The organism is Streptomyces sp. NPDC045968 (assembly GCF_056430475.1).
Map to the genome: position 1 here is coordinate 253,242 of NZ_JBWKLF010000011.1, position 13,742 is coordinate 266,983.

Annotated in this window: 12 protein-coding genes and 1 riboswitch; of the genes, 4 read left to right on the forward strand and 8 right to left on the reverse strand. The window is 69.2% G+C overall.

The genetic code is table 11. From position 1 onward, the window contains the following. Positions 1-14: 14 nt before the first annotated feature. From AC07FA_RS29450 to AC07FA_RS29470, 5 genes are all read right to left on the reverse strand, one after another. A complete protein-coding gene (locus AC07FA_RS29450; RefSeq protein WP_479079329.1) occupies positions 15-1,214 on the reverse strand; it encodes an ABC transporter ATP-binding protein in 1,200 nt (399 codons plus the stop codon). 26 nt (positions 1,215-1,240) lie between these two features. Continuing rightward, positions 1,241-2,341, reverse strand: coding sequence for an ABC transporter ATP-binding protein (locus tag AC07FA_RS29455; RefSeq protein WP_479079330.1), 1,101 nt, complete (start codon positions 2,339-2,341; stop codon positions 1,241-1,243). Beyond that, positions 2,338-3,336 (reverse strand): ABC transporter permease, encoded by a 999-nt coding sequence (locus AC07FA_RS29460; protein ID WP_479079331.1) that lies wholly within the window; start codon positions 3,334-3,336, stop codon positions 2,338-2,340. Before AC07FA_RS29460 ends, AC07FA_RS29455 begins: the two co-directional genes overlap by 4 nt. A 117-nt stretch (positions 3,337-3,453) precedes the next feature. After that, a complete protein-coding gene (locus tag AC07FA_RS29465; protein ID WP_479079372.1) occupies positions 3,454-5,250 on the reverse strand; it encodes an ABC transporter substrate-binding protein in 1,797 nt (598 codons plus the stop codon). A 60-nt stretch (positions 5,251-5,310) separates the two neighbouring features. Next, a complete protein-coding gene (locus AC07FA_RS29470) occupies positions 5,311-6,309 on the reverse strand; it encodes an ABC transporter permease (protein ID WP_479079332.1) in 999 nt (332 codons plus the stop codon). 455 nt (positions 6,310-6,764) lie between these two features. On the opposite strand from AC07FA_RS29470, the gene AC07FA_RS29475 reads away from it, so the two are divergent. After that, positions 6,765-7,964 (forward strand): serine hydrolase domain-containing protein, encoded by a 1,200-nt coding sequence (locus AC07FA_RS29475; protein WP_479079333.1) that lies wholly within the window; start codon positions 6,765-6,767, stop codon positions 7,962-7,964. Here the strand turns inward: AC07FA_RS29475 and AC07FA_RS29480 are convergent. From AC07FA_RS29480 to AC07FA_RS29490, 3 genes are all read right to left on the reverse strand, one after another. Further along, positions 7,961-8,740, reverse strand: a complete 780-nt coding sequence (locus AC07FA_RS29480) for an enhanced serine sensitivity protein SseB C-terminal domain-containing protein (RefSeq protein WP_479079334.1) — start codon at positions 8,738-8,740, stop codon at positions 7,961-7,963. The genes AC07FA_RS29475 and AC07FA_RS29480 overlap by 4 nt on opposite strands. A gap of 118 nt (positions 8,741-8,858) precedes the next feature. After that, positions 8,859-9,629 (reverse strand): enhanced serine sensitivity protein SseB, encoded by a 771-nt coding sequence (locus AC07FA_RS29485; RefSeq protein WP_479079335.1) that lies wholly within the window; start codon positions 9,627-9,629, stop codon positions 8,859-8,861. Positions 9,630-9,692: 63 nt separating this feature from the next. Further along, on the reverse strand, positions 9,693-10,367 hold the full coding sequence (locus AC07FA_RS29490; RefSeq protein WP_479079336.1) for an AAA family ATPase: 675 nt from the start codon (positions 10,365-10,367) through the stop codon (positions 9,693-9,695). A gap of 156 nt (positions 10,368-10,523) precedes the next feature. Further along, a riboswitch (glycine riboswitch) is annotated at positions 10,524-10,621 on the forward strand. A 156-nt stretch (positions 10,622-10,777) separates the two neighbouring features. Here AC07FA_RS29490 and gcvT point away from each other — a divergent pair. The 3 genes from gcvT (at position 10,778) to glyA (ending at position 13,673) form a co-directional block, all read left to right on the forward strand. Further along, positions 10,778-11,917 carry a glycine cleavage system aminomethyltransferase GcvT gene (gene gcvT / locus AC07FA_RS29495; RefSeq protein WP_479079337.1) on the forward strand — a complete coding sequence of 380 codons (1,140 nt, stop codon included), beginning with the start codon at positions 10,778-10,780 and terminating at the stop codon, positions 11,915-11,917. A gap of 100 nt (positions 11,918-12,017) precedes the next feature. Continuing rightward, complete coding sequence (gene gcvH / locus AC07FA_RS29500) at positions 12,018-12,395, forward strand: glycine cleavage system protein GcvH (RefSeq protein WP_479079338.1); 378 nt, start codon at positions 12,018-12,020, stop codon at positions 12,393-12,395. Between the two features lie 18 nt (positions 12,396-12,413). Next, complete coding sequence (gene glyA, locus AC07FA_RS29505) at positions 12,414-13,673, forward strand: serine hydroxymethyltransferase (protein WP_479079339.1); 1,260 nt, start codon at positions 12,414-12,416, stop codon at positions 13,671-13,673. The last annotated feature ends 69 nt before the right edge of the window (positions 13,674-13,742 follow it).

Below are 13,742 nucleotides of genomic sequence, written 5' to 3' on the forward strand. Positions count from 1 at the left end.
CAATTGTGCCGGTACTACTCCTTCGGGCTGTCCCCCGGCTCCTCGGGCTCCTTCGGAGCCGTCGGCTCCGGAGCGGCTTCCGGAGTCACTTCCTCCGGTTCCTTCTTCAGGGCCACGATCTCGATCGCCTCCCGTGCCGTCGCCAGCACGGTGTCGCCCGGGACCTGGTCCGGCGCGTTCTCCGGGTGGTGGCAGGCCACCTGGTGCCCGGTCTTCAGCGCGACCAGCGGCGGCTCCTGCGTCGTGCAGACCTCCGTCGCCTTCCAGCAGCGCGTGTGGAAGCGGCAGCCGCTCGGCGGCGAGATGGGCGACGGCACGTCGCCCTTCAGCAGGATCCGCTCGCTCTTGGCCGACCTGCGCCTGGGGTCCGGGATCGGCACCGCCGACAGGAGCGCCTTGGTGTACGGGTGCATCGGCGCCTTGTAGAGCGACTCGCGGTCGGCCAGCTCCACGATCTTGCCGAGGTACATCACCGCGATCCGGTCCGAGACGTGCCGGACCACCGAGAGGTCATGGGCGATGATCACGTACGTGAGGCCCAGCTCGGTCTGGAGGTCGTCCAGCAGGTTGACGACCTGCGCCTGGATGGAGACGTCCAGCGCCGACACCGGCTCGTCGGCCACGACCAGCTTCGGGTTGAGCGCGAGCGCCCTGGCGATCCCGATGCGCTGGCGCTGGCCGCCGGAGAACTCGTGCGGGTAGCGGTTGTAGTGCTCGGGGTTGAGGCCGACCACCTCCAGCAGCCGCTGCACTTCCTTCCTGACGCCGCCCTCGGGCTTGACGCCCTGGAGCTTGAAGGGAGCTCCGACGATCGTGCCGATCGTGTGCCGCGGGTTCAGCGAGGAGTACGGGTCCTGGAAGATCATCTGCATGTCGCGGCGCATGGGCCGCATACCGCCCACACCGAGGTGCGTGATGTCCTTGCCCTCGAACTCGACCGTGCCCGCGGTCGGTTCGAGCAGCCGCGTGATCAGCCGGCCCATCGTCGACTTGCCGCAGCCGGACTCGCCGACCACACCCAGGGTCTCCCCCGCGTGCACCTCGAAGTCGATGCCGTCGACGGCCCGCACCGCACCGGTCGTGCGCTGGAGCAGGCCCTTCCTGATCGGGAAGTGCTTCTTCAGGCCGCTCACCCGGAGCAGCACCTCCGGGGAGGCGCCCTTCCCGGAGGCCCTCTGCGCAGGGACGTCGACGCTCTTGTCCTGGCTCGTCACGGCTTTGTCCTCGCTTTTGTCCTCGCTCACAGCTTGGGCGCAATCTCTTCGGTCCAGATACGCTCCCGCTGCTCCTGCGACAGGTGGCAGGCGGCCGAGTGCCGGCTGCCGACCTCCAGCAACTCGGGCCGTACGGTGCGGGTGACGTCGTCCTTGGGCAGATCCGCGTACGGGCAGCGCGGGTTGAAGGCGCAGCCCGACGGGATGTTGATGAGCGAGGGCGGGGAGCCCTTGACCGGGATGAGCCGGTCGGTCTGCTCGCGGTCGAGACGCGGCATGGAGCCGAGCAGCCCCCAGGTGTAGGGGTGCCGCGGCTCGTAGAACACCTTCTCGGCCGGCCCGCGTTCCACACAGCGCCCGCCGTACATCACGAGGATGTCGTCGGCGAGCTCCGCCACCACGCCCAGGTCGTGCGTGATGACGATGACCGCGGAGCCGAACTCCTTCTGCAGATCCCGGATCAGGTCGAGGATCTGCGCCTGCACGGTCACGTCGAGAGCCGTGGTCGGCTCGTCGGCGATCAGCAGCTCCGGGTTGTTGACCAGCGACATCGCGATCATCGCGCGCTGACGCATACCGCCGGAGAACTCGTGCGGATAGCTGTCGACGCGCTTGTCCGGCTGCGGGATGCCGACACGGTCGAGCATCTCGATGGCGCGGGTGCGGGCCTTCTTCTTGTCGACGTCGTGATGGACCCGGTACGCCTCCACGATCTGCTTGCCGATCGTGTAGTACGGGTGCAGCGCCGACAGCGGGTCCTGGAAGATCATCGCCATGTCCCGGCCGCGGAGCTTGCGCACCTCGTCCGGGTCGCTGGACAGCAGTTCCTTGCCGTTCAGCCAGATCTCGCCGGAGAGCTGGGCCTTGCGCTTGCCGTACTGGCCGGCGGTGTGCAGACCCATGATCCCGAGCGAGGTCACGGACTTGCCGGAACCGGACTCGCCCACGATGCCGAGGGTCTTGCCCTTCTCCAGCGTGAAGCTGAGCCCGTCCACGGACTTGACCAGGCCGTCGTCGGTCGGGAAGTGCACCTTCAGGTCGCGGACGTCGAGGAAGGCGTCCGTGGCGGGCGAGGCGGAGGCGACCGGTTCGCCCAGGGCGGCTCCGCTCTTGCTCAGCTCGGTCATGACAGCCTCACTCGGGGGTCGATCACGGCGTACAGGATGTCCACGACGAGGTTGGCGACGATCACCGCGAGCGAGGTGATCAGGACGACGCCCAGGATCACCGGCAGGTCGCGCTCGTTGATCGCCTTGAGCACCGCCTGGCCGAGGCCGGGAAGGCTGAAGGCGGTCTCGGTGAGGATCGCGCCGCCGATGAGTGCGCCGAGGTCCATGCCGAGCATGGTCAGGATGGGTGTCATGGTCGAGCGCATGGCGTGCTTGCCGATGACCACCGGCTCGCTGAGGCCCTTGGCCCGGGCGGTACGGATGTAGTCCTCGCCCATGACTTCGAGCATGGTGGCCCGCGTGATGCGGGCGTACATCGCCGCGTACAGGAAGGCGAGGGTGACCCAGGGCAGCAACATGCCCTGGAACCAGCCGCCGGGGCTGTCCCCGAAGGGCACGAATCCGGAGTCGATCCAGCCGAGTCCGTAGTCGAAGACCGCGAGGGACACCATGGCGGTGAAGAAGATCGGCAGCGAGACGCCCGCGAGCGCCACGACCATCGCCGAACGGTCCCACATCGTGCCCCGCTTGAGGGCGGAGAGCACACCGGCCGCGACACCGAAGAGCAGCCACAGGACGGCCGCGCCGAGCGCGAGCACCATGGTCACCGGGAGGCGGTCGGTGAGCACCGGCCAGATGGCCTGCTCACTGCGGAAGGAGTAGCCGAAACAGGGCATGGCGCAGTTCGTGACGTCGCCGCCCGCGGCGTAGGTACGCCCGACGAAGATGCCCTTGAAGAACTCCATGACCTGGATGAGGATCGGTTCGTCCAGCGCGAGCTTCTGCCTGATGCCTTCGACGGCCGCCGCGTCCGAAGTCTTGCCCACGTACATCGTGGCGGGGTCGACGCCGGTCCACTGGGGGATGAGGAAGAAAATGCAGAAGACCACCACGACGATGACCACAAGCATTACTGCGACGGCCATGAGCCGCCTGATGAGGTATGTGAGCACTGCTCTCGGCCCGGCGGGGGACCGCGGGCCACCGGAGGTCGTCCGATGGCCCGCGGCCGCACCGCTCCGGCCTTCACCTGCCTTTCGTGCCGTACGGCGGGTGTGCCGGTGTGGTGGTTACTTCACAACGCCCAGGCTGGCGAAGTCGTACGTGCCGCTGTAGGCGTCCGTCGTGTAGACGTTCGTCAGCCGCGGGGAGCGCCAGTTGATGAACTTCTCGAAGACGAAGGGCAGGTAGTACGCGCCCTCCATCACCTGGTGGTTGATCTCCGTGGCGATGGCCTTCTTCTTCTCCGGGTCGAGCTCGACGGAGAACTTGTCGAAGTTGGCGTCGATCGCCTTGTCGTCGATCATGGCGAAGTTGTTGTTGCCGCTCTCGAGGATGTAGCTGCTGTCCCAGAGGGGCGCGCCGTAACCCTGGACCGAGGGGAAGTCCGGACCCCAGCCCATGATGATGATTCCGTAGTTCTTCTTCTTGACCACGGACGGGTTGCCGATGATGCCCGAGGTCTGCGAGCCGTCGTACTGGTCGATCTCGACCTTGATGCCGATCTTGCCGAGCGACGCCTGGAGCGACTCGGCGGTGGCGACCTCGACCGGCTTGTTGTTACGCACGGCGATGGTGGTGGAGAAGCCGTTCGGCTTGCCACACGCCTTCAGGGCGGCCTTGGCCTTGGCGGTGTCCGGGGCGCCCTCGTTGGCGGAGGTGCCGTACGGGTCGTACTTCTGGCCCTCGGAGCCGGGCACCGACGGGGGCAGCATGTTGGTGCCGATGTCGCCACCGGCGATCGGGCCGCCACGCGCGGTCTGGAGCGACTTGTGGTCGGCTCCGTAGATGACGGCCTTGCGGCAGTCGATGTTGTCGAACGGCGCGACGTTCTGCGGGAAGACCGCGTAACGGATGTAGCCGGAGACCGGGTTGTCCAGGTTCTCCTTGTGCTCCTTCAGCGCCTTGGTGCGGCCCTGCGGGGAGAGACCCGTCTGGTTGATGTCGAGGTCGAAGTCGCCCGCGATCAGCTTGTTGTCCATGTCGTCCGCGTTGGAGAACAGGTTCAGCGTGATCTTGTCCGGGAGCGCCTTGCGGACCGGGTCGGAGGACTGCTTCCAGTTCTCGTTGCGGACCAGCACGAGGGACTTGTTCGGCGCGTACGACTCGAACTTGTACGGGCCGGACGAGAACGGCTTCAGGCCGTACTTCGACTTGGTGTCCTTGTCCTGGCGGACCGGCGAGGACGAGGTCAGCGCCAGGATCTCCTCGAAGTCCGAGTTCGCCGTCGGGAGCTTGAAGATGATGGTCTTCTCGTCCGGCGTCTCGATGGCCTTCAGGCCCAGCTTGTCCTTGGAGGTGTCCTTGTACGGACCCTTGTACTCACCCTTGGGGTCGAGGATGTCACGCAGGTAGACCGGGCCGCCGGACAGCACGTCCTGCGCCCACTGGCGCTCGATGCCGTACTTGACGTCCTGGGAGGTGATCGGCTTGCCGTCCTCCCACGTGATGCCGTCGCGCAGGGTGTACGTGTACGTCTTGCCGTCGTCGGTGATCTTGGCGCGCTCGGTGGCGAGGTCCGGCGTCAGCTCGGCTCCGGCCTTGCCCGGCTCGGCCTTGCTGGTGACGAGCTGGCGGCTGTAGTACCGCATGAAGTTCCACACGAAGCCGTAGTAGCCACGCGTGGTGTCCCAGGAGTCGGCGTCCTGGACTCCGGCGAACTTCAGCGTGCCGCCCTTCTTCGCCGAGGCGTTGGCGACCTTGTTGTTGGCCGCGTCGAAGCCGGCCGCCGAGCCGCCCTTGCCCTTGCCGCCCTTGCCATTGCCGTCATCACCGCCGCCGCACGCCGCGGTGGAGAGCAGCGCCGCGACCACGGCAGCAGCGGCCACTGCCTGCTTGCGCCGTGCGTTCCGTCGGGTAGTCACGATTCGGGTCCTCCGTGTGTAGAAGCGGCCTGTGCGGTGCACGGGCTTCGCGGGGTACGGCAGTCAGCGAGTCCCCTTCGGGTCGAGCGCATCGCGTACGCCGTCGCCGAAGAGGTTGAAGGAGAGCACGGTGATGAAGATGGCCAGGCCCGGGATGATCATGTACATCGGGTCGGCCTCGTAGTAGCTCAGGGCGGAGGACAGCATCTGTCCCCAGGAGGCGGAGGGCGGCTTGACGCCGACGCCCAGGAAGCTCAGGGCCGCCTCGGTCAGGATGTTGGTCGGGATCATCATCGTGGCGTACACGATGATGGGCGCGACGAGGTTGGGCAGGAGCTCCTTGAAGAGGATGTAGATCCGCCCGGCCCCGAGGCTGCGTGCGGCGTCCACGTACTCCCGCTCGCGCAGGGACAGCGTCTGGCCGCGCACGACCCGGCCCACGTACGGCCAGCCGAAGAATCCGATGACCAGGATCATCACGAAGAGACGGACTCCCGTACCGGTCAGCCCCAGCATCTCGTTCGGCATGACGGAGACCAGCGCGATGATGAAGAGGAGCTGCGGGAAGGACAGCAGCATGTCCATCACCCGGCTGATGAGCGCGTCCAGCCAGCCGCCGAAGAAGCCCGCGAGTACACCGAGGACGGTGCCCAGCACGATGGCGACCACCGCGGAGGCGAAGCCGACGAGCAGGGAGACCTGGGCGCCGTAGACGATGCGGGCGAAGATGTCGCGGCCGCTGACCGGCTCGATCCCGAGCAGGTGCTCCCCGCTCATCCCGCCGAACGATCCGATGGGCGTGGAGAAGAGAGGATCGATCAGTTCCTCGTGGCGCTCGTACGGCGACTGGCCGACCAGACTCGTGATCAGCGGCGCCAGCACGGCGACGAGGACGAGCACCAGCACCACGACGCCCCCGCCGAGGGCCAGCTTGTCCCGCTTCAGACGCTCCCAGGCGATACGGCCCAGGGAACGGCCTTGCACCGCCTTCTCCGGGACGCCGGCCTCGAATCCCGCCGTCGGGGCCGCTTCCGTTGTCGGCTCGTGAAGTGGTGCCGTCATCGTGCCAGGGACCCCTCTCAACCGGCGGTGGCCGGTACGCACTTGCCGCTGTGGCGGCGTGATCAGTCCGTTTGTGTTCAGGGACGGAACATCCCTTGTTGCGGGAGTCTTCATCGGGGCCGCGACAGGTTGCCAGACTTGGCGGTGAATGGATGCCTAACCGTGATGCATCAGGGCTGATCCGTTATGCGGACGCACGTGAACGCCCCCCGGACACGGGGAGGTTGGCGCGGATTAGGGCACGGACCACCGCCAACGCCGCGTTGGGTGGCAGCGGCCATCAGAGGGGGTGAAATGCAGCTCGCCCGCTGAATGGGGGGCGAATCGGCCGGATGGGGCGGTCCGCGTGGCTCCGAACGAGTGGAATCGACGGAGCCCGTATCGGACGGGACCCTCCGCCGGGAGTCCGGATGGTGATGTTGCCGTCCGCTCCCCGACCTGGAAGAGGCCCCGACATGCGACGCATCCCCAGCCGAAGACTGTTCGCCGCAGCGCTGCTCGTGGCGGCCGTGCTGGCCCCGACGGCCGTGACGCCCGCTCCGGCGGTCCACGCCGCGGGCGTCGACCGGTACGGCCAGGACGACTGTCCGCCGGGCGGCCTCGGTCCCGAGCTGGACGCCCGCCTGGACAAGGCCATCGCGGACGTCCGCGAGCAGGCGGGCATTCCCGGCGTCGTCGTCGGACTCTGGATGCCGGGCAGGGGGAGCTACGTCCGCGCGACCGGCGTCGCCGACACCGCCACCCGCGAGCCGATGGCCGCGGACTCGTACATCAGGATCGGCAGCGAGACCAAGACCTTCACCGTCACCGCGCTGCTCGAACTCGTCGACGACGGCCGGATCGAGCTGGACGACCCGATCTCCGACTACGTCCCGGGCGTGCGCAACGGTGACCGGATCACGCTCCGCCATCTCGCCGAGATGCGCAGCGGCCTGTTCCCGTACACCGCCGACGCGGACTTCGACCGGGATCTGCTGAGCGACCCGCAGCGCTCCTTCACCCCGCAGGAACTGCTCGCGTACGGCATGAAGCACAAGAACACCTTCGAGCCGGGCGCGCGGTTCCAGTACTCCAACTCCAACCTCATCCTGCTCGGCCTGGTGATCGAGAAGGTCAGCGGTCACCGGCTCGAGGACTTCATCCGTGCCCGGGTGCTCCGCCCGTCCCACCTGCGCCACACGCTGTTCCCGACGGGGCCCGAGTTCCCCGAGCCGCATCCGCACGGCTACACCGACCAGACGCTGAGCGGCGAGATCGAGGACGCCACGGACTGGAATCCCAGCTGGGCGTGGGCCGCCGGGGCGATGATCTCCAACCTGCACGACCTGCGCCACTGGGCCGAGATCGTCGCCACCGGGGAGCTGCTCAGCCCCGCGACCCAGGCCCAGCGCCTCAAGACGCTGCCGACGGGCTTCCCCGGTACCACCTACGGCCTCGGCATCCTCAAGACCGGCGGATGGATCGGGCACAACGGCTCACTGCCGGGGTACGAGACCGTGACCGTCTACCTGCCCTCGCAGAAGGCGACCCTGGTCATCATGATCAACACAGATGCCCTCAGCGGGGGCCAGGAGCCGTCCACGCTGCTCGCCCGGGCGATCACCCGGGTCGTGACCCCGGACAACGTCTACGCCGGCGGGATCGCCCGGCCCTAGAAGGCGCGCGGGGCCGGGGGGTAGCCGTAACCCGGCGCGCCGGCCGGGGCGTGCGCCTCGCGGTCGTAGAACGGCCGGGCGTTGGCGCGCAGCCACATCGCGACGGGGTCGTACTCGTCGGACATGGAGACGGTGGAGAGGGGCAGGCCGTCGGGGACCGCGCCGATCGACTGCTGCATCATGGCGCGCACGGCGTCGACGGAGGGCCTGCCCGTGTCGTAGAGGTCGAGGCCGATCGCGAGGTACGGGACGCCGAGCGCGGGCTGCACCCAGGCGCGGCGCAGCGAGCGGACGGCCGGGGTGCGGTGGGCGTTCTGCGTGAGCATGGCGTAGAACTGCGGGATCTCGATGGCGGGCTCGGAGAGCCGCAGCGGTCCCGCGGGCATCCGGTCGAGGCCGGTGGCGATCCGGCGCAGGTCGAGCCAGGGGATGCCGACGCCGCCGCCCGGGGCGTGGGGGTTGAGCCAGATGCCCCAGCGGTCGGGGAAGAGCGCGCGGGCGATGTCACGTCCGGTGACCAGTTCGTGGGCGCGGTTCCAGCCGCTGGCGGAGAGCTCCTGGGCGGAGGTCACACAGGGGGCGTAGCCCAGCCCGTCGACCTCCATGTTCCCGTACTGGGCATCGGGAGAGCCCGCGGTGCCGTGCCACAGGAGCATCCAGACCCGGCCGTCGGTGAGGGCCTGGAGCAGTGCTTCGTACGCGTCGTAACGCCCGGGCGTCACCTGGCCCAGCATGTGCTCGATCTGCCCGGCCGCCGCGGTGCCTGACGCGCTCACTCTGGGTCCCGCCCCTCATCGATCCGCTGTCGCCCCGCCACTTCCGGGCATACGGGTGCGACCCCGCCATGCCATCAAACCAGCTTATGCCTCGCTTCTGACACCGACTTGACGGCGGTCAGTGTCCTTCGCGCCGGTAGAAGGGGCGTACCTTCTCGCGCATCCAGTCCCCGACGGGGTCCTGCGTCACGTCGAGCAGGACGAGATTGACCGGCCAGGGCGGCTGGACCCGGCCGAGCGCACGGCCGATGGCGTCCATCGGGGCGCTCTGCCCGGCGCCGTCCCAGGTGGCGAACTCGACTCCGACGAAGAGGACCGGATCACCGCCCTCGATGCTGGCGAGCGCCCGGCGGGCGGTGCTCACGACACCGCTCTCCTGGAATTCGCCGGAGACCGCGGCGAGGAAGTCGACGGGGTCCTCCTGCCAGTCCGGCTCGTAGAGCTTGACCCGGCCGCCGCCCGCGGGGCCGTCCAGCGGGGTGCGGCCGGCCCGGCACAGTTCGGCGACGGCCGGCGGCGGCAGGGGCAGGCCGACGGCGCCGCCCGGGTTCACCGCGATGCCCACCTGCGGGGGCAGCCCGCGGGCGAAGTCGCGGGCGGGCGCCACGGCGAAGGAGATGTGGCTGCCGACGCACAGCAGGAACTGCGCCTCGGAGCTGTACACGGGGACGTACGCGGCGCCGTCGATGTCCATCATCGGCAGATCGAGGTCGTCGCTGGCGGGATGGCCACCGTTGGGCAGCGGCACCCAGAGCGGGCTGCGGCCGAGCACTTCGAGCAGCCGGCCGCCCGCCTCCGGGACGCCGAGGGAGGCGACCAGCACTTCTTCGAGCTCGTTGCCCGGCCAGCCGTGGTGCGGCTGGGTCTCGAACGGCGCCGGATTGTCCACTGGTGCTGCTCCCCTTCTCGTCGTGCCCTGCGGCAGCGATCGTAGACGAGCGAACGCCAGGCCCTACGTGGGTGCGAACGCGATCCGGTCGAGCGCGTCCGCCGCCTCGCGGTCCAGCAGCACCGCCGAGGCGCATCCCGCCGGGAGCAGGCCGGTCTCCGTGTCCCGCATGAGCCGGCCGACCGAGCGCCGGTGGCGGGCGAACGCGTATCCGGAGACTCCGCGGCCGCGCTCCCGCTGGCCCTCCCTGGCCACCTCGGGGGTGACGTCGAGCAGGACGAGGTGCAGGATGCGGCCTCTGCGCCTGGCGTGCCGGGCCAGCCAGCGCCGTACCCAGGTCTGCGTGCCGCAGTCGTGCACCACGACGGACTCGCCGGAGCGCAGGGCCTGCCAGAGCCCGGTGTAGTGGGCGGCGCGCACGAGGGGGCGGTAGAGGGCGTACGGGAGGAGACGGGGCAGGGCGCGGCCCCAGCGGTCCCTGGTGTCCTGGGAGTCGATGGCCCGCTCCGTCACCGTGCGGCGGATCAGGGTCGACTTGCCGCTGCCGGGCAGCCCGGAGACGACCACCACGTCGCCCGCGGCGAAGTCCAGACTGCGCGGGCCGCGCCCTTCCCGGCCGCGCAGGTCCCGCACGACGGGCGCGTGCGTGCCCAGCAGCGCGCGGACGGGCGCCGCCTGCTGCGGCGGCACCGCCCCCTGCGCGGCCCCCGCGGTCGTCGCGTAACGCTGCAACGTCATCGCCTCCCCCTGTCCGGTGACCCACATCTGCCCAAGAAGTGTAAAGAAAAGGTAATGCGGCACAACCGGCTCACCGGCCCGTATCCGTCGGGACCGGACGTCCCACTCTCCCGCATGCCGTGCGATGATGACCCCGCCAACTGCATACCGGCCGTTTGAATCCGCGCGGGAGAGTTCCGGACACTGTGTGTGCCGGGCGCCGAAGGAGCAAGTTCCTCCCTTGAATCTCTCAGGCCCCGTACCGCGTGGATGAGGCAGATCTGAAAAGCGAGCCGTTCCGCGGCTCCACCCAAGGTGCAAGCCGACCTCTGTGGGGAACGACCCCCTCAGGGCCTCTCGGCGAACCTCTCAGGTTCCGATGACAGATGGGGAGGGATCGTCCTCTGTCGTCATGCCCTGGAGCCGTATCCATGAGCACTGCCCCGAGCACTGCCCCCCGCCACACCGCGCTGGACGCCCTGCACCGTTCGCTGGGCGCGACCATGACCGACTTCGCGGGCTGGGACATGCCGCTGCGCTACGCCAGTGAGCGCGACGAGCACAACGCCGTGCGCACCAGGGCCGGTCTCTTCGACCTGTCGCACATGGGCGAGATCACGGTCACGGGCCCGCAGGCCGTCGACCTGCTGAACTACGCGCTCGTCGGCAACATCGGCACGGTCGGCCTCGGCCGCGCCCGCTACACCATGATCTGCCGCGAGGACGGCGGCATCCTGGACGACCTGATCGTCTACCGCCTGGGCGAGAGCGAGTACATGGTCGTCGCCAACGCCGGCAACGCCCAGACCGTCCTCGACGCGATCACCGAGCGCGCCGCCGGTTTCGACGCCGTCGTACGCGACGACCGCGACGCGTACGCGCTGATCGCCGTCCAGGGCCCGGAGTCCCCCGGCATCCTCAAGTCCGTCACGGACGCGGACCTGGACGGACTGAAGTACTACGCGGGCCTGCCCGGCACCGTCGCCGGTGTCCCGGCCCTGATCGCCCGTACCGGCTACACCGGCGAGGACGGCTTCGAGCTCTTCGTCGCCCCCGAGCACGCCGAGCAGCTGTGGAAGGCCCTCACCGAGGCCGGCGCCCCGGCCGGTCTGATCCCGTGCGGGCTCTCCTGCCGCGACACGCTGCGCCTGGAGGCGGGCATGCCGCTGTACGGGCACGAGCTGACCACCGCGCTGACCCCGTTCGACGCCGGTCTCGGCCGGGTCGTGAAGTTCGAGAAGGAGGGCGACTTCGTCGGGCGCGCCGCGCTGGAGGCCGCCGCCGAGCGCGCCGAGACCGCTCCCCCGCGCAAGCTCGTCGGCCTGGTCGCCGAGGGCCGCCGGGTGCCCCGTGCCGGTTTCCCCGTTGTCGCCGTGGGCGGGCCCGAGGGCACGGTCATCGGCGAGGTCACCTCCGGAGCGCCTTCGCCCACGCTGGGCAAGCCGATCGCCATGGCGTACGTCGACGCGGCGCACGCCGCGCCCGGCACCACGGGCGTCGGAGTCGACATCCGGGGCACGCACGAGCCGTACGAGGTCGTGGCCCTGCCGTTCTACAAGCGCCAGAAGTGACATCCGGGACATCCCGGCGTCCCTGACGTGACGCAGTCGCGTCTCACCCCGTAAGACCACCGTTCATCAGCACTCCCCCGCGTACAGGAGAATTCAGGTCATGAGCAACCCCCAGCAGCTGCGGTACAGCAAGGAGCACGAGTGGCTGTCGGCCGTCGAGGACGGTGTGGCCACGATCGGCATCACCGAATTCGCCGCCAACGCGCTCGGTGACGTCGTCTACGCCCAGCTCCCCGAGGTCGGTGACACGGTGACCGCGGGCGAGACCTGCGGCGAGCTGGAGTCGACCAAGTCGGTCAGCGACCTGTACTCGCCGGTCACCGGTGAGGTCACCGACGCGAACCAGGACGTCGTGGACGACCCGTCGCTGGTGAACTCCGCTCCTTTCGAGGGCGGCTGGCTGTTCAAGGTACGTGTCGCGGATGAGCCGAAGGACCTGCTCTCCGCCGACGAGTACACCGAGTTCTCCGGCAACTGAGACCCAAGGGACCCCCTGATGTCGCTTCTCAACTCCTCCCTCCACGAGCTGGACCCGGACGTCGCCGCCGCCGTCGACGCCGAGCTCCACCGTCAGCAGTCCACCCTCGAAATGATCGCCTCGGAGAACTTCGCTCCGGTCGCGGTCATGGAGGCGCAGGGCTCCGTCCTGACCAACAAGTACGCCGAGGGCTACCCGGGCCGCCGCTACTACGGCGGCTGTGAGCACGTCGACGTCGTCGAGCAGATCGCGATCGACCGCATCAAGGCGCTGTTCGGCGCCGAGGCCGCGAACGTCCAGCCGCACTCGGGCGCGCAGGCCAACGCCGCCGCGATGTTCGCGCTGCTGAAGCCGGGCGACACGATCATGGGTCTCAACCTGGCCCACGGCGGTCACCTGACCCACGGCATGAAGATCAACTTCTCCGGCAAGCTCTACAACGTGGTCCCGTACCACGTCGACGAGACCGGCGTCGTGGACATGGCCGAGGTCGAGCGCCTCGCCAAGGAGTCCAAGCCGAAGCTGATCGTCGCGGGCTGGTCCGCCTACCCGCGTCAGCTCGACTTCGCCGCCTTCCGCCGCATCGCGGACGAGGTCGGCGCGTACCTGATGGTCGACATGGCGCACTTCGCCGGCCTGGTGGCCGCGGGCCTGCACCCCAACCCGGTGCCGCACGCCCACGTCGTCACGACCACCACGCACAAGACCCTCGGCGGTCCGCGCGGTGGTGTGATCCTGTCGACGCAGGAGCTCGCCAAGAAGATCAACTCGGCGGTCTTCCCCGGTCAGCAGGGTGGCCCGCTGGAGCACGTGATCGCGGCCAAGGCCGTCTCGTTCAAGATCGCGGCGGGCGAGGAGTTCAAGGAGCGCCAGCAGCGCACCCTGGACGGCGCCCGCATCCTCGCCGAGCGTCTGGTGCAGCCGGACGTCACCGAGGCCGGCGTCTCCGTCCTCTCCGGCGGTACGGACGTGCACCTGGTCCTCGTCGACCTGCGCAACTCCGAGCTGGACGGCCAGCAGGCCGAGGACCGCCTCCACGAGCTGGGCATCACGGTCAACCGGAACGCCATCCCGAACGACCCGCGGCCGCCGATGGTCACCTCGGGTCTGCGGATCGGTACGCCGGCCCTGGCCACCCGCGGTTTCCAGGCCGAGGACTTCACCGAGGTCGCGGAGATCATCGCGTCGGCCCTGAAGCCGTCCTACGACGCCGATGACCTCAAGGCCCGCGTCATCGCGCTGGCCGAGAAGTTCCCGCTGTACCCCGGCCTGAAGTAGTCCGGTCGGCTGTTTCGTACGTTCGGGGCGGGGCACCGCGCACACTGGACAGTGAGCGCGGTGCCCCCA